Origin of the sequence: Thermonema lapsum, from assembly GCF_011761635.1 — a bacterium.
GTDB classification, from domain to species: Bacteria; Bacteroidota; Bacteroidia; order Cytophagales; family Thermonemataceae; genus Thermonema; species Thermonema lapsum.
Map to the genome: position 1 here is coordinate 406,366 of NZ_JAASRN010000002.1, position 23,960 is coordinate 430,325.

19 protein-coding genes are annotated in these 23,960 nt (G+C 45.3%); 9 read left to right on the forward strand and 10 right to left on the reverse strand.

All coding sequences use genetic code 11. The features are described from left to right. Positions 1-135: 135 nt before the first annotated feature. The 5 genes from FHS56_RS07055 to FHS56_RS07075 form a co-directional block, all read right to left on the reverse strand. Positions 136-522 carry a hypothetical protein gene (locus FHS56_RS07055; protein WP_166919189.1) on the reverse strand — a complete coding sequence of 129 codons (387 nt, stop codon included), beginning with the start codon at positions 520-522 and terminating at the stop codon, positions 136-138. Positions 523-663: 141 nt separating this feature from the next. After that, the gene (locus FHS56_RS07060) at positions 664-1,992 is read right to left on the reverse strand and encodes a TM1812 family CRISPR-associated protein (RefSeq protein WP_166919190.1); all 1,329 of its coding nucleotides are present in this window, start codon (positions 1,990-1,992) and stop codon (positions 664-666) included. Between the two features lie 150 nt (positions 1,993-2,142). After that, on the reverse strand, positions 2,143-3,318 hold the full coding sequence (locus FHS56_RS07065) for a thiolase family protein (protein WP_166919191.1): 1,176 nt from the start codon (positions 3,316-3,318) through the stop codon (positions 2,143-2,145). A 110-nt stretch (positions 3,319-3,428) separates the two neighbouring features. Then, entirely contained in the window at positions 3,429-5,876 is a 2,448-nt protein-coding gene (locus FHS56_RS07070; RefSeq protein WP_166919192.1) for a 3-hydroxyacyl-CoA dehydrogenase/enoyl-CoA hydratase family protein, read from the reverse strand. Positions 5,877-5,922: 46 nt separating this feature from the next. Next, complete coding sequence (locus tag FHS56_RS07075; protein WP_166919193.1) at positions 5,923-6,384, reverse strand: MarR family winged helix-turn-helix transcriptional regulator; 462 nt, start codon at positions 6,382-6,384, stop codon at positions 5,923-5,925. Between the two features lie 306 nt (positions 6,385-6,690). Between FHS56_RS07075 and mdh the strand changes: the two genes are divergently transcribed. Further along, positions 6,691-7,632 (forward strand): malate dehydrogenase, encoded by a 942-nt coding sequence (mdh, locus tag FHS56_RS07080; protein WP_166919194.1) that lies wholly within the window; start codon positions 6,691-6,693, stop codon positions 7,630-7,632. 95 nt (positions 7,633-7,727) lie between these two features. Here mdh and FHS56_RS07085 read toward each other — a convergent pair whose 3' ends face one another. Both FHS56_RS07085 and FHS56_RS07090 read right to left on the reverse strand, forming a co-directional pair. After that, on the reverse strand, positions 7,728-9,368 hold the full coding sequence (locus tag FHS56_RS07085; protein ID WP_166919195.1) for a mechanosensitive ion channel family protein: 1,641 nt from the start codon (positions 9,366-9,368) through the stop codon (positions 7,728-7,730). A gap of 47 nt (positions 9,369-9,415) precedes the next feature. Next, the gene (locus tag FHS56_RS07090) at positions 9,416-10,162 is read right to left on the reverse strand and encodes a class I SAM-dependent methyltransferase (RefSeq protein WP_166919196.1); all 747 of its coding nucleotides are present in this window, start codon (positions 10,160-10,162) and stop codon (positions 9,416-9,418) included. Between the two features lie 43 nt (positions 10,163-10,205). Between FHS56_RS07090 and FHS56_RS07095 the strand changes: the two genes are divergently transcribed. Then, complete coding sequence (locus FHS56_RS07095; RefSeq protein ID WP_166919197.1) at positions 10,206-10,961, forward strand: ABC transporter ATP-binding protein; 756 nt, start codon at positions 10,206-10,208, stop codon at positions 10,959-10,961. Positions 10,962-10,991: 30 nt separating this feature from the next. Then, positions 10,992-11,798 carry a thymidylate synthase gene (locus FHS56_RS07100; RefSeq protein ID WP_166919198.1) on the forward strand — a complete coding sequence of 269 codons (807 nt, stop codon included), beginning with the start codon at positions 10,992-10,994 and terminating at the stop codon, positions 11,796-11,798. 39 nt (positions 11,799-11,837) lie between these two features. Here FHS56_RS07100 and FHS56_RS07105 read toward each other — a convergent pair whose 3' ends face one another. Further along, on the reverse strand, positions 11,838-12,278 hold the full coding sequence (locus FHS56_RS07105; RefSeq protein WP_166919199.1) for a J domain-containing protein: 441 nt from the start codon (positions 12,276-12,278) through the stop codon (positions 11,838-11,840). Between the two features lie 141 nt (positions 12,279-12,419). Here FHS56_RS07105 and FHS56_RS07110 point away from each other — a divergent pair, with 141 nt between their 5' ends. Further along, positions 12,420-13,319: an SDR family oxidoreductase gene (locus FHS56_RS07110; protein WP_166919200.1), complete on the forward strand. Its 900-nt coding sequence runs from the start codon at positions 12,420-12,422 to the stop codon at positions 13,317-13,319. A 67-nt stretch (positions 13,320-13,386) separates the two neighbouring features. Here the strand turns inward: FHS56_RS07110 and FHS56_RS07115 are convergent, their stop codons facing one another. Both FHS56_RS07115 and FHS56_RS07120 read right to left on the reverse strand, forming a co-directional pair. Continuing rightward, entirely contained in the window at positions 13,387-13,899 is a 513-nt protein-coding gene (locus FHS56_RS07115) for a Spy/CpxP family protein refolding chaperone (RefSeq protein ID WP_166919201.1), read from the reverse strand. Positions 13,900-14,216: 317 nt separating this feature from the next. Next, complete coding sequence (locus FHS56_RS07120; RefSeq protein WP_166919202.1) at positions 14,217-14,876, reverse strand: hypothetical protein; 660 nt, start codon at positions 14,874-14,876, stop codon at positions 14,217-14,219. Between the two features lie 346 nt (positions 14,877-15,222). Between FHS56_RS07120 and FHS56_RS07125 the strand changes: the two genes are divergently transcribed. From FHS56_RS07125 to FHS56_RS07145, 5 genes are all read left to right on the forward strand, one after another. Next, positions 15,223-18,540, forward strand: a complete 3,318-nt coding sequence (locus tag FHS56_RS07125; RefSeq protein WP_166919203.1) for a helicase-related protein — start codon at positions 15,223-15,225, stop codon at positions 18,538-18,540. 11 nt (positions 18,541-18,551) lie between these two features. Further along, the gene (locus tag FHS56_RS07130; RefSeq protein ID WP_166919204.1) at positions 18,552-21,872 is read left to right on the forward strand and encodes an Eco57I restriction-modification methylase domain-containing protein; all 3,321 of its coding nucleotides are present in this window, start codon (positions 18,552-18,554) and stop codon (positions 21,870-21,872) included. Beyond that, complete coding sequence (locus FHS56_RS07135) at positions 21,869-22,480, forward strand: transposase (RefSeq protein ID WP_166919205.1); 612 nt, start codon at positions 21,869-21,871, stop codon at positions 22,478-22,480. Before FHS56_RS07130 ends, FHS56_RS07135 begins: the two co-directional genes overlap by 4 nt. 34 nt (positions 22,481-22,514) lie before the next feature. After that, complete coding sequence (locus FHS56_RS07140; protein ID WP_208409648.1) at positions 22,515-23,084, forward strand: transposase; 570 nt, start codon at positions 22,515-22,517, stop codon at positions 23,082-23,084. 201 nt (positions 23,085-23,285) lie between these two features. Beyond that, a complete protein-coding gene (locus FHS56_RS07145; RefSeq protein WP_166919206.1) occupies positions 23,286-23,894 on the forward strand; it encodes a DUF6992 family protein in 609 nt (202 codons plus the stop codon). Positions 23,895-23,960: the final 66 nt, after the last annotated feature.

A 23,960-nucleotide genomic window follows, 5' to 3' on the forward strand; every position in this document is an offset into this window, starting at 1 on the left:
CCAAAAAAATGGAAATGATTTTGAACAACTTTGGCTTTGTAGTTAGCAGCAAACAGGCAGTTTGTGGTAGAAAACACCAAAAGCAAGCACCTCATCTACTCAGAAGCACATGCAGCTGGCTACTGCTTTTTGTTTTCACTTCAGTGAATAATAATCTCGGAAACGCACGAACTCAAAACGGACTTCCTTACGGTTATCTGCCAACTGCTGCACCATGCGGCGGCTGGTAGCCACTACACAACGTATGCCGGCAGCCTCGAGACGTTTTACCAATTGATAACAGAAAGTAAATTCACCAGCAAGATGAAGAGCCAAGGGCTGTCGTTCTACAATCTGCTGTGTCATTTCCTCTGCCAAACGGTTCACTTCTTCTATGCCCCATTGCGGTGGGATTTCCGGGAAAGGCAGGTCTTCTACCGCCCCAAACTCACGAATAGCAGCCTGCTTTTGCGCCTCGCCCCAACCTTCAAAAGGATGGTTGCTTAGGTTGATTAAACACTTTTTATATACTTGCCCACTCATAAGCAGATGTTCGTTTTATCATTAAAAACATGAAAAAAAAGAGCATGGCGTTCTGTCCCTCTTATCCGCTGACATGTAGGACATACAGTTCCGCAAAAATCACTTTGTTTTTTTCTTCTGATAACTTTTTCTTTTAAACCTCTACTTTTCTTTTTTCAGATAGTTTTTTGCTGTCTTTAGGTACTCGTCGAACTGTTTAATCGTATCAGGGCTTCGGGGGTTTTCACGCATACCGGCATGCTGTATATCATTGCGTAAGTCAGACAGCTTTTTTGCGTACCAATCAAGCAGCTCTTTTTTATTGAGTTCTTCCCACGCAAGCATCTCTTTTATCAAGTCTTTATATTCATCCTTAATGTCCCAATTTTCTTCTTTTATTCCTTTACACTTGATATGAAACGCCTTCGATAAATGCTCTCTAAAGTGCTTTTCACTGTAGTTTTTACCGTGTGCATGCAATATCACTGACAAAACATGCTCGTATAGCAAATTTACCCCAATGGCATACCACTGGTATTTCGAGCACCAATCCAGCACCACCCAAGCGTTGTCCAAGCTGTTTGGCTTTAAATTGCCTATCAAGCTTTTCAGTTCTTTAAGCACAGGACGCAGGGGAGGCAATACCTCTTTTTCGTTGAGCACCTGCTCCAGCACCTCGTTAGCTTTGTCTGCCCCCTTCATTTCGTATATGTTTTGCAGACGCACAAAGCGTACTGCTTCAAAGGCTTGTTCTATAAAATTGACTACTCGCCGTAGTTTAGCAGCTACCTTATCCGGCCCATTGGGTTGAGCCAAGATGGGCTTAATCTCCTCTTTGGTAAGAGTTATCAAATAATCTGGATTACCATACTGCACCAAAGCACGTACCGCGGCTGCCCACTCCTGCAAAGTGTTCAATACCAACAAGTCAATCATCTCTACTTTTCTCTTTTCAGGGGGCATCTCTCTCACTTCCTTTGGCGAACCTAATGCTTCAAAGGCACCATAGTAAATGCCTTTTATTTCTACGTTTTTCAAAGATTTCAAATAGTTGAGCGAAGTAATAGAAAGCAGCGGCAAAGAGCGGAAAGCATGGGTTACATCCATAATGATGGGGCTGCCCGGCTCCACCGCCTCTATGAATTTTTCAAAGATACCCAGTAGCTGAGCACGATCAAATCCATTTGGCACATCCACTTCTTTTATCTTCGATGCATCATAACCTATGTCTTGCAAGCGTTTTTTTAGCTTGCCTTCTCCTTCCCAGTTTTTGCTGCGTGCCTCGGAGGTCAAGAAAATTACGATTTTGCCTACCTCTACTTCACGCTTCAACATACGCAGCAGCACTGCCTCTTGGGTGTATTTTACCGAGGGAGAACAGAACTCTAATGCACTACCCTTTTCGAAAACATAACGGCAATCCACATAATCGCCTGTGCCCAAAAACGAAAGGAAATACAGAGGTGTTTGCTTTTGGTCAGTAGCTCCCATGTTGTTTAATTGTTTTTGCTTCATGTTCAAAAGTGAAAAAAAATAAACAATACCTCTTACTTCTACAAGCTTGCAAAAGACAAAAACAAAAAAAAAAACGGCAGCCGGTGAAGACTGCCGTTTTGCGAAAACCTCCATAATGAACGGGCACTAATTCAACAACTCATAGATGCCAGCCACTCCCTGCCCACCGCCCACGCAGGCAGTAACCATGCCGTATTTCTGCTTGCGGCGACGCATTTCGTTCAACAGCTGCACGGTCAATTTAGCACCAGTGCAACCTAAGGGGTGCCCCAAAGCAATAGCCCCCCCATTCACGTTCACAATGTCGGGGTTGAGGTCCAAAGCACGGATTACTGCCAACGACTGCGCAGCAAAGGCTTCATTCAGTTCTATTTGCTCGATGTCGCTGAGTTTTAAGCCGGCTTTTTGCAAGGCTTTGGGTACGGCAGCCACCGGACCAATCCCCATGATGCGCGGCTCTACGCCTGCTGCCGCATACGAGAGCATGCGGGCAATGGGTTTCAAGCCCAGCTCATTCACCATCTTTTCAGACATCACCAACACAAAAGCGGCACCATCGGAGGTCTGCGACGAGTTGCCGGCAGTTACACAACCGTTAGCAGCGAAGACCGGTGGCAGCTTCGCTAAGGCTTCCAAGCTGGTGTCTTTGCGCGGTCCTTCGTCGGTATCTACCACCCAGCTGCGTTTTTGCTTCTTGCCTTTTTCATCTACATACACCTCTTCTACCTCTACGGGCACTATTTCATCTTTGAACAAAGCGCTTTCTATAGCTTTGGCGGCTTTTTGGTGTGATTCGTAAGAAAAGCGGTCTTGGTCTTCGCGCGAGATGTTGTAGTCTTTAGCTACTTGCTCGGCGGTCAAACCCATGCTCAGGTAGTAGTCGGCATGTGCCGAAGCTATTTCATAGTTAAGGGCGGTTTTCCAGCCCATCATGGGCACCAATGACATAGATTCCGCCCCCCCAGCTACGATGCAGTCGGCTTGTCCGGAATGGATGCGCTGAGCTGCCAAAGCGATTGCCTCCAAGCCAGAGCCGCAGTAGCGGTTCAACACAAAACCGGGCACATCAATAGGCAAAGACAAGAGCGAAATCATACGTCCCATTTGCATGCCTTGCTCTGCTTCGGGAATGGCGCAGCCCACAATCACGTCGTCGATGCGCTTGGGGTCGAGGGCAGGCACAGAACCCACCAAATGTTTAATGACTTTGGCAGCCAAGTCATCGGGGCGCATAAAGCGAAACCCGCCTTTTTTGGCTTTACCTACTGCGGTACGATAGCCTGCTACAATATATGCGTTCATAATTGTTTGCTTTTTGGGTTTTGAAAAAATTTATGTAAACAAGTGTTTGAAAACGAAACAAGTGGCAGCGGTGCAGACAAGCCAGCTACACCACTGCCTTGCGTTATTGCTTAGTTGCGAATGGGTCTGCCGGTAGTCAATACTGCCTGAATGCGCTCCAGGGTTTTCTTCTCGCCACACAACGACAAGAAAGCCTCGCGCTCCAAGTCGAGCAGGTATTGTTCCGATACCAGCTGAGGACTCGACAGGTCGCCACCGCAAAGCACATAGCCCAGCTTATCTACTACCTTCTTGTCGTGCTCAGAGATGTATTGCCCACGCCACATGCCATGCAAGCCTGCTTTGATAAGTGCCAAACCGCTACGCCCTTGCACCTTGATGTCTTTGCGGCGGATAGGCTGCACATACCCGCGGTCTGCCAACTCTATCACTTTGGCTTTGGCGTCGCCTATCAAGTGCGCACGACTGGTGGTGATGGCATCCGACGGGCGCAGATAACCCAATTCGAAGGCTTCTACTGCCGAAGTAGATACCTTCGCCATGGCTATGTTCATCAAGGTGTTTTGCAAACGGTTCAACTCCACATCCCCATTTTGCAGCGAGTCAGACAAGCGCAGTGCCATCTCTTTGGTACCACCGCCGGCAGGAATCAAGCCAACGCCTACTTCTACCAAGCCCATGTAGGTTTCAGCATGCGCTTGTACGTGGTCGGCGTGCAGGTTCAACTCGCAACCACCCCCCAGTGTCAAGCCAAAAGGCGTGCTTACTACCGGTATTGCCGAGTAGCGCAGGCGCATCATAGTATTTTGGAACTGGGCAATCATCATGTTGATTTCGTCCCAGTCTTGTTCCACAGCATACATAAACAGCATGGCGAGGTTGGCACCTGCCGAGAAGTTGTCGCCGCGAGCAGTGATAACCAAGCCACGGGCTTCTTTTTCGGCACGCTCCACAGCATAGTTTAAACCTTGAATGACTTCTGCCCCGATGGTATTCATCTTGGTATGCAGCTCAAGGCAATATACACCATCGCCGATGTCATAGAGCGAAGCCCCCGGATTGCTCCAAATGACGTTGTTGCTGTAGTTTTCAAGCAAGATGAAGTTCTCTGTACCCGGAATTGGCTGATAAGACTTGCTGTGTACATCGTAGTACAGCTTACGGCTGCCTTCCACCTTATAGAATGAAGTAAAGCCAGCAGCCAGCATGTCTTTCACCCACTGGGCTACGCTCAAGCCTGCTGCTTCGATGAGCTTCACGCCTTCTTCTACGCCAATGGCATCCCAAGTGGCAAAGGGACCCATTTTCCAACCGAAACCGGCACAAACGGCATCGTCTATCTTGTAAAGCTCATCGGCAATTTCAGGAATACGATACGACACATAGGCAAACAAACTGGCAAAGGTTCTACGATAAAACTCGCCGGCTTTGTCTTTGCCGTTCACCAACACTTTGAAAGCCTTTGCCAAGTCGTCGATGCCCTTGACAGCATCGAGCGTAGCAAATTTTACTTTCTCTTGCGGACGATACTCAAGCGTAGCAAAGTCCAGCGCTAAAATATCTTTCTTTCCGTTCTGTTGCGCTTTCTTGTAAAAGCCTTGTCCGCTCTTTTCGCCCAACCATCCTTTTTCTTGAAGGGCTTCGAGCACTTTGGGCAGCTTAAACGCTTCGCGGCGCTCGTCATGCGGCACGGCTTCATACAGGTTTTTGGCTACCAGAATCATGGTATCCAAGCCCACCACATCTAAGGTGCGGAAAGTAGCCGATTTGGGGCGCCCCAACACCGGACCGGTCAGCTTGTCCACCTCTTCTACCTTCAAGCCCATTTCTTCGATGATATGCAGGGCATCCATGATGGCAAATACCCCCACACGGTTGGCAATGAAGGCAGGTGTGTCTTTACACAAAACGGTAGTTTTGCCCAAGAAGCGACGCCCGTAGTCCATCAAAAACTCCACTACTTCGGGCTTGGTGCGGTCAGTAGGGATGATTTCGAGCAAGGGCAAATAACGCGGCGGGTTGAAGAAGTGCGTACCGCAGAAATGGGCAGCAAAGTCGTCGCTACGCCCTTCCAGCATCAGGTGAATAGGAATCCCCGAAGTGTTGGAAGTAACCAGCGTGCCGGGCTTGCGGTATTTTTCTACCTGCTCAAATACTTTCTTCTTGATGTCCAAGCGCTCCACTACAACCTCTATGACCCAATCGCAGTCGGCAATTTGGGGCATGTCGTCTTCCATATTGCCCAAGGTGATGCGCTCGGCGTATTTATTGGAATACAAAGGGGCTGGCTTTGATTTTACGGCTTTTTGGAAAAGCTCGGTTACTTGACGATTGCGCACCACTTTGTCTTGCAGCGTCAAACCTTTTGCCTTTTCGGCTTCGGTCAGCTCACGCGGCACAATATCCAACAACAAGACTTCTACTCCTATATTCGCAAAATGGCAAGCGATGCCACTGCCCATCACTCCGGCGCCCAATACAGCTACCTTTCGAATACGGCGACGCTCAGCCGAGCGCAGCCAAGTGGCTTGTTTGCTTTTTTCTAAGGCTGTTTCCATAGTTTTATTCTGTTTTTGTGAAAAGACAGTTTGAAAATGATTTACTTTATGATGATTGAAGCGAAAACTCATCGACTACCTGCATGACCATGCGAATCACTTCAAAAAAGACCTGCAGCTTTTCGGCAGGCACACGCTCCCGCACAGAAAAGTTGAACTGACGTACTACCCGGCGTGCCACTTCTTTCTTTTCGCGCCCTTTAGGCGTAAGGCAAATCCGCACATAACGACGGTCCAAGTCGTCCTGCTTGCGCACAATCAAGCCGTCTTCTTCCATTTTTTTGAGGGTGCGCGTAATGCTGCGTGCTTCCAAACCAAAAAGCGGTGCTATTTTGGTGGCAGGCGTCCCCTCCTCATCATCTATGTTGAGCAAAATGTAACCGATGGAAGTCGTGATACCATACTTCACTGCCTCGGCATTGTACATGCGCGCAATGGCATGCCATGCCGTCTTAATGTTGTAATCAATGGTTTCTTCGCGAGGTAGTTTTACCTTTGTATCAATCATAGCCCAAATTTATAAATTATTATGCTTGCATACTAAATTTTATCCCAAAAAATATCAGAATAAGTATAGGTCATAGGCAAACTTACACAAATTTTATTGTTTTTAAGACCTCAAACGGCAGCGAAAAGTAGTGAAAAACAAGCGACTGCCCGCTGCGCCTTATACAGGGGCTTAGCTACAGCTTGCCCCCAAAATACTTAATAAAAAAGGCTCTTTTAAGCACCACACAGGGGCAGATAACAGGATTTTACTAAATTTACCACACCAACCATTGGTTCATGTCTTACAATTAAAATTCACGTTCTTATGAAAGTAACAGTTATAGGTGCCGGAAACGTAGGTGCTACCTGCGCCGATGTATTGGCTTACCGTGAAATTGCCAACGAAGTAGTGCTTTTGGACATCAAAGAAGGTATAGCCGAAGGCAAAGCGCTGGATATTTGGCAAAAAGCTCCCATCACCCTTTACGACACCCGCACCATAGGGGTAACCAACGATTATAACCGCACTGCCAACTCCGACGTGGTAGTGATTACGTCGGGTATGCCACGCAAGCCGGGCATGAGCCGCGACGACCTCATCGAGGTGAATGCCAAAATTGTAAACAGCGTAACGGAAAATGTAATCAAGCATTCTCCCAATGCCATCCTCATTGTGGTGTCGAACCCCTTGGACGTGATGACCTATGCCGCACACGTAACTTCTAAGTTTCCCCGCACGCGTGTCATAGGTATGGCAGGCATTCTTGACACTGCTCGCTATCGCGCTTTTTTGGCAGATGCTTTGAACTGCTCGCCCAAAGACATTCAGGCATTGTTGATGGGAGGTCATGGCGACACCATGGTACCTCTGCCTCGTTACACCACCGTTGCCGGCATTCCGGTAACCGAATTACTCGACAAAGAAACCATCGATGCCATCGTGCAACGCACCATCCATGGCGGTGGCGAGCTGGTGAAACTCATGGGTACTTCGGCATGGTATGCCCCTGGTGCTGCAGCCGCTCAAATGGTAGAAGCCATTGCCCGCGACCAGCGCCGTATCTTCCCCTGCTGCGTGAAATTGGAAGGTGAGTATGGCATCGACAACTGCTATTTGGGCGTGCCCGTGATACTGGGTAAAAACGGTGTGGAAAAAATCATTGAGGTAAGCCTGAACGAAGAAGAGAAAAAGCTGCTGGAGGTTTCCCGTCAGAAAGTGTCGGAAGTGATGGCAGCATATGACCGCATTGTAGGTGTAAAGCAATGATAGAGCCATAGTTTCTCTTGAATAAGAAAAATCAGAAGGGGTGCTTTTGGCGGGCACCCCTTTCTTCTTTCGCTCTGCTTTCTGTAGTCAAAACATTAACCTTGTTTTCTTTCTGTTCCATTATAGCGCTCCGAAAAGAATGCCTGCAGGCGCTTTTGCAACTCGCTGGGGTTGGTTTCGTACTGTGGCGCCAAGCTGCCCTGCCCCGGTGCTTCTTCTATATAAATTCTTTGCGCAGGGAAGGCAAAACGCACTCCCAGTTTCTCGGCAAGGCGTAACATATCCAGTATCAATTCATGACGCGCCCGAAGCTCATTGTCCCTGTCAGGTACTTTAAGGTACACAGAAAAAAATATTTCGATAGCGCTGCTGCTTAGGTCATTTACATAAACATAGAAATTTTCTTTACGAGTATTGGGGTGGTTTAATATCAAATTGCGCAAACCTTGCACATAAGCTTCCAGCAACTCAGGAGGCGTGTCATAGGTAACTGCTAATCGAATGAGAAAGCGCCGGTAAACGCGCGCCCCCATGTTATCTATAATCATATCAGCCAATTTGCCGTTGGGCACAGTAATAAGCGAATCATTAAAAGTACGGATGCGGGTAGAGCGAAATCCTACTTCTTCTACTGTGCCATCTATCCTTTCAGATACAATCCAATCGCCAATCTGAAAGGGCTTGTCAATGAAAATAGTTAAGGAACCAAACAGGTTTTTGATGGTATCTTGTGCTGCCAAAGCTACTGCCAAACCACTGATGGACAAACCGGTGAGCACTGCCGCTATATTAAAATTCAGTAAATTCATAATGGCAACCCCTACACCCACCCAAACCAGCACTTTCAAGATGCGCTCAAGCAGGGGTACGAGTTGGTCGTCCAGCTTCGACTCGGTCTTCTCAGCAAAGCGGCGCATATAAATGCTCACGAAGTCAACCGCTCGCACCAAAACAAAACCAACAAAGACAGCAATGGAAATACGCACGCCCAAAATCAGGAATCTAGTCAAACCGACAGGCAACTGTAAAACAGGGATAAGCAGTTTCAACAGATGAAAAACCAAAAACAGACTCAGCGGGCGCGCAGTAGGCAACAGCAAATGTTGAGTGAGTGTCTTCTTGCGCCAACGGATGATGATACGCAGAAGTATTTTCCGTATGATGAACGTAAATAGTTTATGCAGTACAAAAGAGAAAGCCAACAACAAGCCCAAGCCCAACCACTGCCAATAACTTAAGCCCAGAAAGCGGCTCACGGTCTGTTGCGGCACCAACATAAGCAGTTTGTCAATGCCAAAGGGATAAGTCTCGCGATGCAATTGTGGAATTTTCCTTACCGTTTGAGCAGAATAGAGCCACTTCTTTCCCTTTTTCACCAAATACACATCGGGCAATTCTTTGGGAAAAGGCACATACCGCTGCTTACCCGTCAGCGAATCGACATAATCGGGGTCATTGGGAATAGCCTCCAAATCGACAAATAGACCTCGCCCTTCATAAATTTGAATAAGCTCAATTGCCAAGCGGCGCCTTTGCTCGGGCGAAAGTCCCGGCGCATCGAAGACCTGCGCCGCTTTATCTGGGTCATAACTATCGGGCTGGAGATACTGCAAATGGGTGCGTATGGTCTCAAAGGGGGAAAAAAGGCGGAGCGTATCTTCTTGCGCCCACGCCTCTTGGTGGCATACCCACAACACACTTGCAAGCAGAACCCAAAGTAAAGATAGTTTCTTCATCGCTTTTTTTCTACAAAGTTAAGTGAGGCAGTTTCTTTTTCCCAAAACTATTTGCGAGCAATGAGCACAATGTAAGGGGAAAAGTACTTAGATTTCAACGGAATCAACTTACTCAACACCTTACCGCTCAACCACAAGGCTTTCACCATAACACGCACATACCACGGTTTAGGGGGCTCTTTTTCGAGCCATAGGCTGAATACTTTATAATAATCGCAATGCAATACCTGCAAACCTAAGGCTTCTGCGGCAGTCTGTAAGTGAGTTTTCGACATACAGGGAATGTAATGCCTGTTGTAGTTCTCACGGTCAAAGGTCTTTTGAATCCAGCCGTTAAGTCCCCGAAAATTGGGGATAGCTATCATCAAACAGCCTCTGGCGGCGAGAAACTTCGTATGCTGCTCTAAGATGTTGAGCGTGTCAGAGAAGTGCTCAACCAAACCTACCGAAAACACCAAGTCATAGCGTTTTTGAGGTGTAAAGTCGAAAAAGTCGGCATGAATGACCTCTACTTCTTTGATTGACAAACCATTGCGCTTCCAAAGGTCTTCCATCAACGGGTGGTCTATGAAGTAGTCGAGCAGCGCTACCTGTTCAATTTGCAGATATTTTTTCAAGTAAAGTGCGTAAAAGCCGGGGAAGCCCCCCAACTCCAAAGCCGAGCGAAAAGGCGCCAAACGGTATATTTTTTGAAATACATCTCCAAAAATGTAATTTCGACTGATAGGCTGATAAAGTACCGGATGTCGGAGCCAATAATTTCGCCAAAATTCCTGCTCAGTAAGCTTTTCCATAAGCTCAAATTATTTCGTATTTTTCGACACAAAGCACAATCTAATGATAGAAATCCGGAATGTAAAAAAGAGCTTCGCTTCAAAAGAAGTACTCAAAGGCATCAGCGGGCGCTTCGAAAAAGGGCGTTGCAACTTGATTATCGGTGCCAGTGGCACTGGCAAGAGCGTATTGCTTAAATGCATCGTGGGGCTCATCGAACCCGATGAAGGCGAAGTGCTTTTCAACGGTAAAAATTTCTGGCAAGCCTCTAAACAAGATAAGCTTGCCATACGTCGTGAAATAGGCATGCTTTTTCAAGGGGGCGCTTTGTTTGATTCCATGACCGTAGAACAAAACGTCATGTTCCCGCTGAACATGCTCACCAATATGCCTTTGAGCGAGAAGCGCGACCGCGTGTTTGAGTGTTTGCGGCGAGTAGGCTTAGAAGATGCAGCGCACAAAATGCCCTCAGAAATCAGCGGTGGCATGAAAAAACGTGTGGGCATTGCTCGTGCCATTGTCATGAACTCCAAATATCTGTTTTGCGACGAACCCAACTCGGGGCTCGACCCGCTGACTTCCATCAAAATAGACGCCCTGATTAAAGAACTGACCGAAGAATACAATACCACTACCATTGTGGTAACCCACGACATGAACTCGGTACTTGAAATCGGCGACTATATCATGTTCTTGCACAAAGGACATAAACTATGGGAAGGCAACAAAGAAAGCATTATTGATGCCGAAGTGCCCGAGCTACAAGAGTTTGTTTTTGCAAACAAGATTTTGCGCTCAATGAAAAAGCATTTACATTAGCAGGCTGTCTTGTGTCAAAAAAAGAGCGTTATGTCGAAAAATGAACAACAATATTTAAACCTACTGAAGCACATTCTGCAAAACGGAACCAGAAAAGAAGACCGCACCGGCACCGGCACACTGAGTGTGTTCGGCTATCAAATGCGTTTCGACCTGCAAGAAGGCTTTCCGCTGCTCACCACCAAAAAAGTACACTTCAAATCTATTGTGCATGAATTGTTGTGGTTTATCAAAGGCGATACCAACGTGCGCTATCTGCAAGAAAACGGCGTTACCATTTGGGACGAGTGGGCAGACGAGGCAGGTAATTTAGGTCCGGTGTATGGCAAGCAATGGCGCAGCTGGGGCACTGCCGACGGGCAAAACATTGACCAACTCAAACAGGTGATTGAAGACATACGCCACACGCCACACTCGCGCCGCCTGCTGGTGAGTGCATGGAATGTAGGCGAACTGCCACAGATGGCTTTGGCTCCCTGCCATGTGCTGTTTCAGTTTTATGTAGCCGACGGCAAGCTCTCTTGTCAGTTGTATCAGCGCTCGGCAGATACCTTCTTGGGGGTACCGTTCAATATTGCATCCTATGCCCTGCTCACCATGATGATAGCACAAATCTGCGAGCTAACTCCTCACGAATTCATCTGGACGGGCGGCGATGTGCATCTTTATTTGAATCACCTTGAGCAGGCACGTCTTCAGCTGTCGCGCGAGCCACGCCCGCTGCCACGCGTGCGCTTAAATCCAGCGATAAAAGAAATCGATGCCTTCCGCTATGAAGACATCGAGCTGTTAGGCTATGACCCACATCCGGCAATCAAAGCGCCGGTAAGTGTGTAAAGACCCACCCCGAGGCGCTTATGTCAATCGCCTCTTTTTTTATTTCATTTTATGCTTTTTCTCGAAGTAAGTATAGGCTTCGTTTAATTTGCGGCATACCTCTTCGGCTATTTGCCGCTTCTTCTCATCCTGATAAAAGCGGTCGGGATGATACTGCTTCATGAGCTTTTTATATGCCTTGCGTATGTCTTCAAACGAAGCGCCGGGCGGAAGCTCCAAATAGGCATAGTAGCGGGCTTCTGCGCTTTGTGTGCTCTTGTTGTTGGTCGATGAGGAATGGTGGTTGTTTTGCCCGTAAGCATATTGCTGATAAAACTGCTCGTAGCGCTTTTGCTGATACTGTTGATAGCGCGCATACTTTTCTTCGAACTCCTCGAAGGGGTCTTTCCGCTTGTATTGCTTGCGTTCTCTGGTATTTTCTTCTTCCCCAAAGAGAAACTCATCCAACTCCTCGTCAAGCGCATCTACCATGTATGACATAAAAATTTTCCAAAATTTATCGGCAAGCATACTTTATTAGGTTTTTTGTGTATTTTAGAGCAAGAACCTGTCCAAAGGTTTGCAATTAAAGCAAGTATTTTAAATACACAACTCCATCAAACAATTAAAACATAGAAAATTATGGCATTGTACACACAACCTATGTTGCCGGAAGGCAGTATGAAAGACCGTGTAATAGTAGTTACAGGCGGGGGCACGGGTTTAGGGCGCTCCATGACAAAATATTTCCTGCAGTTGGGTGCCCACTGTGTCATTACCAGTCGTAAGCTAGAAGTATTGCAAGAAACAGCCCAAGAACTGGAAAAGGAAACCGGTGGCAAAGTGCTGGCAGTCGCCTGCGATGTGCGCGACTATGAGTCGGTGGAAAACATGCTCAAGCAAGCTGTGGAACACTTTGGCAAGGTAGATGGCTTGGTAAACAATGCAGCGGGCAATTTCATCTCTCCTACTGAGCGTTTGTCGCATCGGGCATTCGATACCATCGTGGACATCGTACTGCGAGGCAGCTATTACTGCACCTTGGCATTTGGCAAATACTGGATAAAAGAGCAAATACCGGCTACGGTGCTCAACATAGTAACCACTTATGCATGGACCGGTTCGGCTTATGTGGTGCCTTCGGCTTGTGCCAAAGCTGGCGTGCTGGCTATGACCCGCTCGCTGGCAGTAGAGTGGGCAAAATACAAAATACGCATGAACGCCATTGCACCGGGTCCGTTTCCTACCGAAGGGGCATGGAGCCGCCTCTTCCCGCCGGCACTGGCAGAAACAGAGCTGGGACAAAAGCTTAAACCTGAAAACAAAATACCGGTAGGTCGAGTAGGCGAGCACCAAGAGCTGGCAAACTTGGCAGCCTATTTGATGTCAGACTTCTCTGCTTACATCAATGGCGAAGTGGTAACCATCGACGGCGGTGAATGGCTCAAAGGCGCCGGTGAGTTCAACATGCTGGACGCTGTGCCTCAGCAGATGTGGGACATGCTCGAGCAAATGGTGAAAGCTAAAAAAGGCAACAGCTAAATAATCGTTGTTTTGCCAATCATCAATCAAGGGCACCTGAAAGGGTGCCCTTTTGTTTTCGCTTACCTTAATCTTCCATTTCTATGTCTTCTTCAAGTTCTATTTCCTCTTCCGTATCTATTGGTTTGCCCTTTCCGCGTTGTTTGCGTAATTTTTTTCGCTGTTCTACACGTTCACGAAGTTTCTCTTTCTTTTCTTTTTGCCACTGCTCATACTTTTTCAACTGTTCATCGTTGAGCTCAGCGCGTATGGCTTCCTCTCTCTTTTCTTGCACGCTTTTCCGTGCTTCAAGATTCGCTTTCATTTTTTCGCGCATGGCTTCAGGCTCTGCCTCACGCATAGCCCGGCGTTCTTCGCGTAGCTTTCCCAGCTCTTTTTCTGCTTCTAAATTGATTGCATAAATCTTTTGATACTGCTCATCGCTCAGGGCAAGCTTTTCTTTCATGCGTTCAGTTATCAGCTTGGCGCGCTGTTCGGGTGTTTTGGGTGCCTTTTGCGGTGTTTTGGGTGCCTTTTGGGCATGCACGCCCCATGCAAAACACAATGCAACAAGTAGCATCCATACATTTCTGAGTTTCATAGTACTTTCTGTTTTTGGTTTTCAATATACTTAGAGTCTTCTGAGGCGAAAAGGTTTAAAGAGCCCAGACAACAGTGCCTTTTATCATATTCCTCCTTCCTTTACGGCGTAGCTCCTTCATTTGTTTGATGCGATGCTTTCATTTTTTCTAATTACAGGAGCAAAAGAAAATCTTGCAAAAACAATCATTGACTTCCCTGAAAAAAACATCTCGCCAAGCAACATTTCTGCATTGGCGAGATGCGAGAATAAAACAGTGGAATTCCAAGCGAATTGTGTATTGCTAACCTTGAAATTCTCAAAGCCGAGGCGGCTATTTAGCGGAACTTAGGACCTCCCATTATTCTTATACCCTCAAACTTGCCCTCGGTAATGGTAACGCCTTGGTAAGATTCTCGCCTAAAGGGATTATGTTCCTGAATCAGCATTTTTGCCGAAAAGGTGCCACTCGCCAGCCATTCTCTGCCCGTAAAAGAGTCGAGGTCGGGCTCAATTTTAGTGATGGTGAGGTTCATTTCTGTTCCTTTATTAACCTCACTACTAGAAGCTATAAATTGCACTTCACCACCTGCATTGATGGTTTCATAGCGTGAAAACATTGCAAAATTTTCTTTTGATAAGGTATAAGTGGCTGGTTCGAATTTAAAGTCTTTGATAAAGAAATTTAACCAACCGCGGTGAGGTCTATGGGGCACATCACCATATAGACCAAGACTCAAGCTTCGCGTGTCTTCGTTATACAGCCCTATATGTTCATCTACATCTCCACCGGTGGTTTTGTTGGTGCGCACCAGCGTATCGTTTACTTTAAATGATACAAAACCATCCGAGTTATCATCATTAGTGGAAGGCGCTGTGTTGACAGAGGTCTCGCTTTCCTTTTCTGTGTTGCTGCTGCTGCTTTCTTTTGATGATTCCGAGCCGCAGGATAAGAGCAACAATGCTCCAAACAAAGTAAGTGAAGCTACGTATTTCATATGAATTGGAATTTCAAGACATCAAAGTAAGAAAAAAATAATAAAACACCAATTCTGGCTCAAATTTTTTTATGCAGTAAGGAATTCATAGCCCTTTTCTATCGTAGGTTTCTTATCGGAATTAGTAGCCAATGTAGGTAGATGCCACTTCCAAAAAACGAAATAAAACACACAGAAAGCAAGACAGCCTGAGGGATAGGGTGTTTTTTTTGAAATTAAAATTTCTAATTGCAGCATGTGGTCTGTTGAATGAAAGGGCGCCGTTTTTTCAATCAAAAGTTTTACTATGTTTAAAAATTTCTGTGTAGGTTATGGAATATATTCATAAGGTTCAACATGTAGGAATATGAGTACAAAATTTTTTAACAACAAAAACGACCGAAATCTTTACAATAAGTTTATTGGCATCATCGAAAACATGAAGGATTTGTACGCCTTCTATGCCGCAGTGGGCTATTTTCGTTCTTCGGGATACTTTGCACTACAGCCCTATCTGAAAAATGTAAAAGAGGTTAAAATACTCGTGGGCATCAATGTCGACCAGCTATTTGCCGAAGCTCAACGTAAAGGGATTTTATTCTTTGGAGATGAACAGAAAACCAAAGAAGAATTCTTGAACTGGTTTATTCAGGATATTCAAGAAGCTCGATATTCCGAAGAGGTTGAAAATGGGATTGTACAATTTGTGAATGACATTATCGATGGGCGGATTGAGGTTAGGGCTCATACTTCAAGCACTTTACATGCCAAGTTTTACCTCTTTTTGCCCGAACACCATAGTGAACACTCCGATGGTTGGGTCATTATGGGTTCTTCGAACCTCACCGATGCTGGGCTGGGTATTAAAAAATCGCCCAACTATGAATTAAACATTGCCCTTAAAGATTACGACGATGTACAATTCGCTAAGCAGGAATTTGAAGAATTATGGGCTCAATCGACTCCCATACTGCCCGCCGACATCCAAGAGTTTAAGCAAAAAACCCATATAGGGCAAAAGTTTACTCCATTTGAGCTATACATCAAGTTCCTGATTGAATATTTTGGCAAAAACATCGACTATGACCCCGACACGGTGGGCGATTTACCCAAGAATTACAAAAAACTCTCGTACCAAATCGATGCCGTAAACCAGGGCTTTCATATGCTTATGGAACACAACGGTTTTTTCCTGTCGGACGTGGTGGGGTTGGGAAAAACCGTTGTAGCCACCCTCATAGCCAAGCGTTTTATCAATACCAATGGCTCGTTAAATACTAAAATACTGGTAGTTTACCCTCCTGCCCTTGAGAAAAACTGGAAAGCAACCTTTCGACAATTCGGCATTGACCGCCATACCAAATTCATTACCAATGGAAGTCTCGATAAAATTGTAGAAAAAAAAGATTTAGATTATTGGTCCAAAGAAGATTACGATTTAATCATAGTCGATGAGGCGCACCGCTATCGCAACCATACCTCTCAGGCATTTGCTTATCTTCAACGCATCTGTAAGGCACCCCGTAATGGACAGGGACTTATTCCCGGAAAAAATAAAAAAGTCATACTCATCTCTGCTACTCCCCTCAATAACCGCCCACAGGACATTTACCATCAGCTGCTTTTATTTCAGGATGCCCGGCGAAGCACTTTACCAGTTACCAATTTACAGGGTTTTTTTGCGCCCATTATTAAGGAATTCAAAGAGTTGATGAACCAAGACCAACCCGATATACAAGCCATTCGCAAAATATATGGGAAGATACGCGAAAAGGTCATTTCACAGATAACGGTTCGCCGCACGCGCCGCGATTTAAAGAACTACCCCAAATACCTCGATGACCTGAAGGCTCAAGGCATTACTTTTCCCGAAATTGCCCCACCTCGCCCCCAAATTTATCAACTCGATGCCAAGCTGAGCAAACTGTTTTACAAAACCATCTTTTACCTGACCGACGATGAAAAAATCCAGTACTACCGCTATCAAGCCATCCGATACTTAAAACCCGAAATCGGACAACAGCATTACGAAAAAGCCAACTTGGTTTCACAGTCATTGGCAGGCATCATGAAAACGTTGATGGTGAAGCGATTAGAGAGCAGCTTTACCGCTTTTAAAACTTCCTTGCAAAACCTGGCTACCTCCACACAACGAATGATTGAAATGTTTGAAAAGGGGAAAGTTTTCGTTGCTCCAGATTTAAACATTAACCTCCTCATAGAAAAAGGCTACAGCATGGAAGAGCTGGAAAACCTCATTCTTGAGCTAAATTTAGAAAAACCCCAAAATAATGTATTTAGCGCCGATGATTTTGAAGCAGAATTTATTGAGGGCTTACGAAACGACTATAAGCTTTTAACAGAATTACTCAACGAGTGGAACAAGGTAGAGCATGACCCCAAATTGGAATTATTTTTAAATATTTTCCACAACGAGTTGATGAACAAACAAATTAACCCTACCGGCAAGCTGGTTATTTTTACCGAAAGCACCGACACAGCTAACTACCTCGCCCAAAAATTAGAAGAACGCTTAAATGTCAAGGTCTTGAACGTCTCGAGCCAGAACATCAACAAACTATTCGAAAGCATACAGGCGAACTTCGATGCTAACTACCACGGCGACCAAAAAAATGACTACAATATTCTTATAGCAACCGATGTTTTGGCAGAGGGCATCAACCTGCACCGGGCTAATGTGATTGTGAATTACGATACCCCATGGAATGCCACCCGCTTAATGCAACGCATTGGGCGCGTAAACCGCATTGGTAGCATCGCAGGCGTCATTTATAACTACAATTTTTACCCATCGCAACAAGGCGACGAAGAAATACAACTCTACAAAAATGCTTTAGTCAAACTACAGGGCTTTCACTCTGCATTTGGAGAAGATGCAAAGATTTTTACCCACGAAGAAATGATTGAACAATTCAAACTTTTCAACGAAGGCATGCCCGACGACGAAGACAACCGCCTGCAGTACTTGCGTTTTATCCGAGAATTTAAAGACAACCATCCCAAAGAGTTTAAACGCATACAAGCGTTTCCGCTTAAAGCACGAACCGCGCGAAGCATCTGGCAAGCCAACAAGCCCGAAGCCAAAAATTCGTCGGTGGTTTTCCTCAAATCGTCCTATAAAACCGAGTTTTACAAAATTACAGGCGAGGGCGAGGTTACTCCCCTCACCTTTATAGAAGCAGCCCAATTGTTCGAAGCCAACGTAAATGAACCACCGTATCATCCTATCCCCAAAAACCACTTTGACCACATTCAGGCTGCCTTAAATACATTTGAAAAAGAGTTCCTTAGCCAAAACACCGAAAAAGCCGCTTCAACCGACAAAGCCGATGCCAATACCAAACAAGCCTTAAAGTTCTTACGCGATTTTAAATCCATTACTCACGATGAAAAGGTAAAGCAGGTTTGTCAGAATCTACAACCTATAGTCGAAAAAGGGACCTATACCCCCTTAGCCAACGAACTCAAAAAAATTAGCCAACAATTCTTTAAAAAAAAGTCTCTCAACCTCGCGCAAGTAGATGGCTTGCTGATGAACTTAGCACAAAAGTACGATGCTTTACCCGCAGAGGATGAAAAAACCAGCCAGAATACAACCCAACCGCAAAGCCTAAACGACATTACCCCCCATATTATCCTATCCGAAACATTTGTTGAGCCATAAATAAAAGACTTATGGAAAAGAAAGAATTACAAGCCACTTTATCAGCTCCATTCGATTTGCAACAATGGCAACAGGTTTTAAGGAAGGTCTTTGGCGTTCAACATTTATATGCCACTCCAAGCGAAATTCCATTACCAGCTAACAACAAAGCCGATGCGGCTTACGAGCTGGGCAAATTTACTACAGCCGACGACCGCCTGGTAGGGCTTTACTGGGTAAAAGTGAAACCCAACGTATGGATTGAACGCAACAAGGTAGGGCTTAGGGAACTACTTCGGTCGGTTTATAAGTACGATGTGGATGGTGCCCTCATTGTGTTCGAACAAGGCGATAAATGGCGTCTGAGCTTTGTGAGCGAAATCAGAACCCGCGACGAACAGGGCAATACCGTAGAACAGCTAACCGAACCCCGCCGCTATACCTACCTGCTCGGCGCGGGCGAAAAAACCAATACCCCCAGTGCCCGCCTTGCAAGCCTGGCTGGCAAAAAACTATACCTCGACGACATTCGGCAAGCCTTTAGCGTGGAAGTTCTCAACGCCGAGTTTTATAAAATGGTAGCCAACCATTTCTATCAACTGGTGGGCACTGCCGAAAACAAAAATATTGCGCATCAGGGTGTTCTGCTATTGCCCTCAATTACTCCCAATAACCCTCAGAACAGAAAAAAATATCAGGAATTTGCTGTAAGGCTTATTGGTCGTACCGTCTTTTGTTGGTTTCTTAAAGTGAAAAAATCAAAACAGGGCAAAGCACTCATACCCGAAGAACTGCTAAGCGCTCAAGCCGTAAAGCAACATCCTAACTACTACCATAACATCCTCGAAAAGCTTTTCTTTCAAACCCTCAATACCCCGATGGCTAAGCGAAGAGACGACCTACCCGAAGCGTTTCGAGACATTCCCTTTCTCAATGGCGGACTCTTTGACCCACACCCCGACGATTACTATAAGCTTAGCGAATTAACTGGCTTATCGGGGCACCTTAATACGTTGATAATCCCCGACAGCTGGTTCGCAAGCTTTTTTGAGCAACTGGAACAGTACAACTTTACCATCGACGAGAACAGCAGCGTAGATGTAGAGGTAAGCGTTGACCCCGAAATGCTGGGACGCATTTTCGAAAACCTTTTGGCTGAGATTGACCCCGAAAGCGGCGAAACCGCCCGCAAAGCCACAGGTAGCTACTACACCCCACGCGAAATTGTCGATTACATGGCAACCGAAAGCTTGGTGCACTACCTGCACAGCAAAACCCACATCGACCCCGACCAGCTCAGACCCATTTTTAAAATGGACAGCAGCGTTTCGTTTACCGATGACGACAAGGAAAAAATACTGCAAGCCCTGGACCAGCTCAAAATCATTGACCCCGCCTGTGGTTCGGGGGCATTCCCCATGGGCGTGCTGCAAAAAATGGTAATGGCTCTTGAAAAATTAGACCCCAGCGCCCATTGGTGGAAACAGCAACAAATTAGCCGCATTGAAAATGTGATGCTTCGCAAACAGGTGAGCGAAAAATTAGATAATACCTCAATGGAGTATGCCCGTAAAATTGGCATTATACAAAATACCCTGTACGGTGTGGATATTCAACCCATTGCTGCCGAAATATCGAAGCTGCGCTGCTTCCTTACACTTGTTGTCGATGAAAATGTGGACGACACCCAACCCAACCGCGGTGTAGAACCCCTGCCTAACCTCGAATTTAAATTTGTTACTGCCAATGCACTCATTGGCTTGCCTGTAGAACAAGACTTTGGGGGCTTATTCAATGCAAACGACGATTTAGATAAGCTTAAACAAATCAGGCTAAGCTACTTGCAAAGCTATGGAGATGAAAAAAATCAGCTAAAAGAAGAATTTAAGAGCATACAAACTAAAATTTTAAGAACCCAATATAACAATAGAGTAACCGATGTAAACAGTCGTGCCTACTTAATAAGCACATGGGAACCCTTTAGCCACGAGTCTGCCAACTGGTTCGACCCCGAATGGATGTTTGGCGTAAAAGAGTTTGATGTAGTGATTGGAAACCCGCCGTACATTCAGCTGCAAAAAGCCCAAAACGATAAAACGAAATATGCTGACCTTTACAAAGCCCAAAACTACGAAACCTTTGCACGCACAGGCGATATTTATTGCCTCTTTTACGAAAAAGGCATGAAGCTGCTCAAATCCGATGGCATACTCTGTTACATCACCTCGAACAAATGGATGCGAGCCGGCTATGGCGAAAAACTTAGAGCATTCTTCACAAGGTACAATCCGCTGTTGCTCCTCGATTTAGGTCCCAACGTGTTCGAAAATGCCACCGTCGATACCAACATACTGATTATTCAAAAGTGCGAAAACCGCAACCAGCTCAAAGCCCTCACCATCAACGAGCGCAAAAAGGATACAATACCTTTCGACAGCCTGGTAAAAGAAAAAAGCGTGGTATTGAAAAACCTTAGCAAAGATGCCTGGTTTATAGGCAGCGATGCCGAGCAGCGGCTCAAAGAAAAAATTGAACGCATTGGCAAACCCCTCAAGGACTGGGATGTAAAGATTTATAGGGGGGTATTAACTGGCTTAAACGAAGCCTTTATCATCACCACCGAAAAGCGCAACGAGATACTGGCTCATTGCAAAACCGACGAAGAACGCCGCCGCACCGAAGCCATCATCAAACCCATTTTGCGGGGCAAGGATATTAAGCGGTATTATTATGAGTGGGCAGGGTTGTGGGTGATTGTTATCCCTGCTGGCTGGACAAACGAGAACAAGGGAAAACAAAGTGCTGAAGAATTTATACAAGAACAATTTCCATCTCTAATGACGCATTTAAAAGTGTTTGAAGCAAAAGCTAAAAAACGAGATGACCAGGGCGATTACTGGTGGGAACTACGAGCCTGTGCCTACTACCCAGAGTTTGAGAAGGAGAAGGTGGTGTGGCAACGAATAACTCAGGAGCCAACATTTTGTTTAGTAAAACCAAATGTTTATGTCCTTGACAGTATGGCATTTTTTACAGGAAATAATCTTAAATTCATAATGGCTATATTAAATTCAAAACTAATTTATAAGTATGTTGAGATGATTGTTCATCAATATGGTTTTACTGGGTTTAGGTTATCAAATCAATATGTAGAAGTAATGCCCCTTCCTCCCATCACCCCAACCAACGAGCCCATTGTTCGGCAAATTGAGGCGCTGGTGGATAAAATCCTTGCGGCAAAGAAAGAGGATAAAAACGCCGATACCACCGCCTGGGAGCGTGAGATAGATGGGTTGGTGTATGGGTTGTATGGGTTAACAGAAGAAGAAATAAAAATCATAGAAGGAAAATGACCTACGACCCTAATAAACATCATCGCCGTTCCATTCGTTTGCGCGGATACGATTATTCAAAACCGGGTGCGTATTTCATCACCATCGTTACCCACAATCGCCAATGTTTATTTGGCGAAATCATCAACGGCGCAATGGTGTTGAACGATGCGGGTTTCATTGCCCGAAAATGTTGGTTGGAAATACCATCGCATTTCCCGCATACCCAATTGGACGAATTCATTATCATGCCCAATCATATTCATGGAATCATCATTATTTGCGACAATGAACATGTGGGGGCGAAAAATACCGATATTGTTGGTGCGAAAAATATCGATATTGTTGTAGGGGCAAAAAATTTTTCGCCCCTACAACAAACCCCAAAACCATTGGTCACATCAACAAATCAACAACCACAATCCCCATCCCGAACCATCGGTTCCATTGTTCGGGGGTTCAAAATTGGTGTTACGAAATGGTTTCGACAAAACACCGATATATACAACGTCTGGCAACGCAATTATTACGAACGCATCATTCGCAACGAGAAGGAATTCAACAACATCAGGCGATACATTATCAACAATCCCGTGAATTGGGCAAATGATAAAAACCGTGTAAAATAACGCCCCCCGAAAACACCATCGCCGTTCCATTCGGTTGCGCGGATACGATTATTCAAAACCGGGTGCGTATTTCATCACCATCGTTACCCACAATCGCCAATGTTTATTTGGCGAAATCAAAAACGGCGCAATGGTGTTGAACGATGCGGGTTTCATTGCCCGAAAATATTGGTTGGAAATACCATCGCATTTCCCGCATACCCAATTGGACGAATTCATTATCATGCCCAATCATATTCATGGAATCATCATTATTTGCGACAATGAACATGTGGGGGCGAAAAATACCGATATTGTTGGTGCGAAAAATATCGATATTGTTGTAGAGGCGAAAAATTTTTCGCCCCTACAACAAACCCCAAAACCATTGGTCACATCAACAAATCAACAACCACAATCCCCATCCCGAACCATTGGTTCCATTATTCGGGGGTTCAAAATTGGTGTTACGAAATGGTTTCGACAAAACACCGATATATACAACGTTTGGCAACGCAATTATTACGAACACATCATTCGCAACGAGAAGGAATTCAACAACATCAGGCGATACATTATCAACAATCCTGTGAATTGGGCAAATGATAAAAACCGTGTAAAATAACGCCCCCCGAAAACACCATCGCCGTTTCATTCGGTTGCGCAGATACAATTATTCACAGCAAAATACCGACCATGAGGTAAAAAATTTTTCGCCCCTGTTCCTATTCAACCATTTTTCGCGCCACCAAAAAAATCATCTGACTTTAAAACATTTTAGACAGATGAGTGTATTAAAAGGTGTCGTGATTAACAAAATAAAGAAATGAATCATAAAACGCCCCTCCTGCTCTTCACAATGGTTTTTATCCCATTAAACTTTCTTTTTGCTCAAAGAGCAATCTCAGACAAACTGCAACATTTCCAAGCCAAACGAAATGACATAAACCAAACTGCTATGCTTGTGCTGGGCAGCTGGGCTGCTGCAAATATTTTAGTGGGAAGCATTGGAAATTTTAAAACAGAAGGTGAAACTAAATATTTTCATCAGTTGAATGCCACGTGGAACGCAGTGAACTTAGGCATTGCTGCTTTGGGTTATTTTAAAGCTGTCCATTCTGACCCGGCAGCAATGACCAACGTAGAAATGCTGAAAGATTACAATTCACTTCAGAGCTTTCTCTTGCTTAACGCTGGTTTGGATGCTGCCTATATTATGACAGGGCTTTATTTGAAAGAAAAATCAAAACATTCTTCAAGCGCTGAAAGGTTGAAAGGATATGGCAACAGTTTGCTGCTTCAAGGTGGGTTTCTTTTGCTGTTTGATGTGTCTTTATATTTTATCCATCTGAACCATGCCAACATCCATCTTTATCCGCATCTGGAAAGCTTAGCTGCCGGAGGATTTGGTCTTGGGATAAGCATTCGATTGTAATTTTCTGCTTGAAAGTTCTGTATGAAGCAGCATTTCGCCCCAAACAAACAGAACCTTGTAGAGTTA

What these genes read in the sequence shown, in the direction of transcription:
- FHS56_RS07055 (WP_166919189.1), bottom strand. Translation starts at nt 522, where the DNA reads ATGAGTGGGCAAGTATATAAAAAGTGTTTAATCAACCTAAGCAACCAT.
- FHS56_RS07060 (WP_166919190.1), bottom strand. Translation starts at nt 1,992, where the DNA reads ATGGGAGCTACTGACCAAAAGCAAACACCTCTGTATTTCCTTTCGTTT.
- FHS56_RS07065 (WP_166919191.1), bottom strand. Translation starts at nt 3,318, where the DNA reads ATGAACGCATATATTGTAGCAGGCTATCGTACCGCAGTAGGTAAAGCC.
- FHS56_RS07070 (WP_166919192.1), bottom strand. Translation starts at nt 5,876, where the DNA reads ATGGAAACAGCCTTAGAAAAAAGCAAACAAGCCACTTGGCTGCGCTCG.
- FHS56_RS07075 (WP_166919193.1), bottom strand. Translation starts at nt 6,384, where the DNA reads ATGATTGATACAAAGGTAAAACTACCTCGCGAAGAAACCATTGATTAC.
- mdh (WP_166919194.1), top strand. Translation starts at nt 6,691, where the DNA reads ATGAAAGTAACAGTTATAGGTGCCGGAAACGTAGGTGCTACCTGCGCC.
- FHS56_RS07085 (WP_166919195.1), bottom strand. Translation starts at nt 9,368, where the DNA reads ATGAAGAAACTATCTTTACTTTGGGTTCTGCTTGCAAGTGTGTTGTGG.
- FHS56_RS07090 (WP_166919196.1), bottom strand. Translation starts at nt 10,162, where the DNA reads ATGGAAAAGCTTACTGAGCAGGAATTTTGGCGAAATTATTGGCTCCGA.
- FHS56_RS07095 (WP_166919197.1), top strand. Translation starts at nt 10,206, where the DNA reads ATGATAGAAATCCGGAATGTAAAAAAGAGCTTCGCTTCAAAAGAAGTA.
- FHS56_RS07100 (WP_166919198.1), top strand. Translation starts at nt 10,992, where the DNA reads ATGTCGAAAAATGAACAACAATATTTAAACCTACTGAAGCACATTCTG.
- FHS56_RS07105 (WP_166919199.1), bottom strand. Translation starts at nt 12,278, where the DNA reads ATGTCATACATGGTAGATGCGCTTGACGAGGAGTTGGATGAGTTTCTC.
- FHS56_RS07110 (WP_166919200.1), top strand. Translation starts at nt 12,420, where the DNA reads ATGGCATTGTACACACAACCTATGTTGCCGGAAGGCAGTATGAAAGAC.
- FHS56_RS07115 (WP_166919201.1), bottom strand. Translation starts at nt 13,899, where the DNA reads ATGAAACTCAGAAATGTATGGATGCTACTTGTTGCATTGTGTTTTGCA.
- FHS56_RS07120 (WP_166919202.1), bottom strand. Translation starts at nt 14,876, where the DNA reads ATGAAATACGTAGCTTCACTTACTTTGTTTGGAGCATTGTTGCTCTTA.
- FHS56_RS07125 (WP_166919203.1), top strand. Translation starts at nt 15,223, where the DNA reads ATGAGTACAAAATTTTTTAACAACAAAAACGACCGAAATCTTTACAAT.
- FHS56_RS07130 (WP_166919204.1), top strand. Translation starts at nt 18,552, where the DNA reads ATGGAAAAGAAAGAATTACAAGCCACTTTATCAGCTCCATTCGATTTG.
- FHS56_RS07135 (WP_166919205.1), top strand. Translation starts at nt 21,869, where the DNA reads ATGACCTACGACCCTAATAAACATCATCGCCGTTCCATTCGTTTGCGC.
- FHS56_RS07145 (WP_166919206.1), top strand. Translation starts at nt 23,286, where the DNA reads ATGAATCATAAAACGCCCCTCCTGCTCTTCACAATGGTTTTTATCCCA.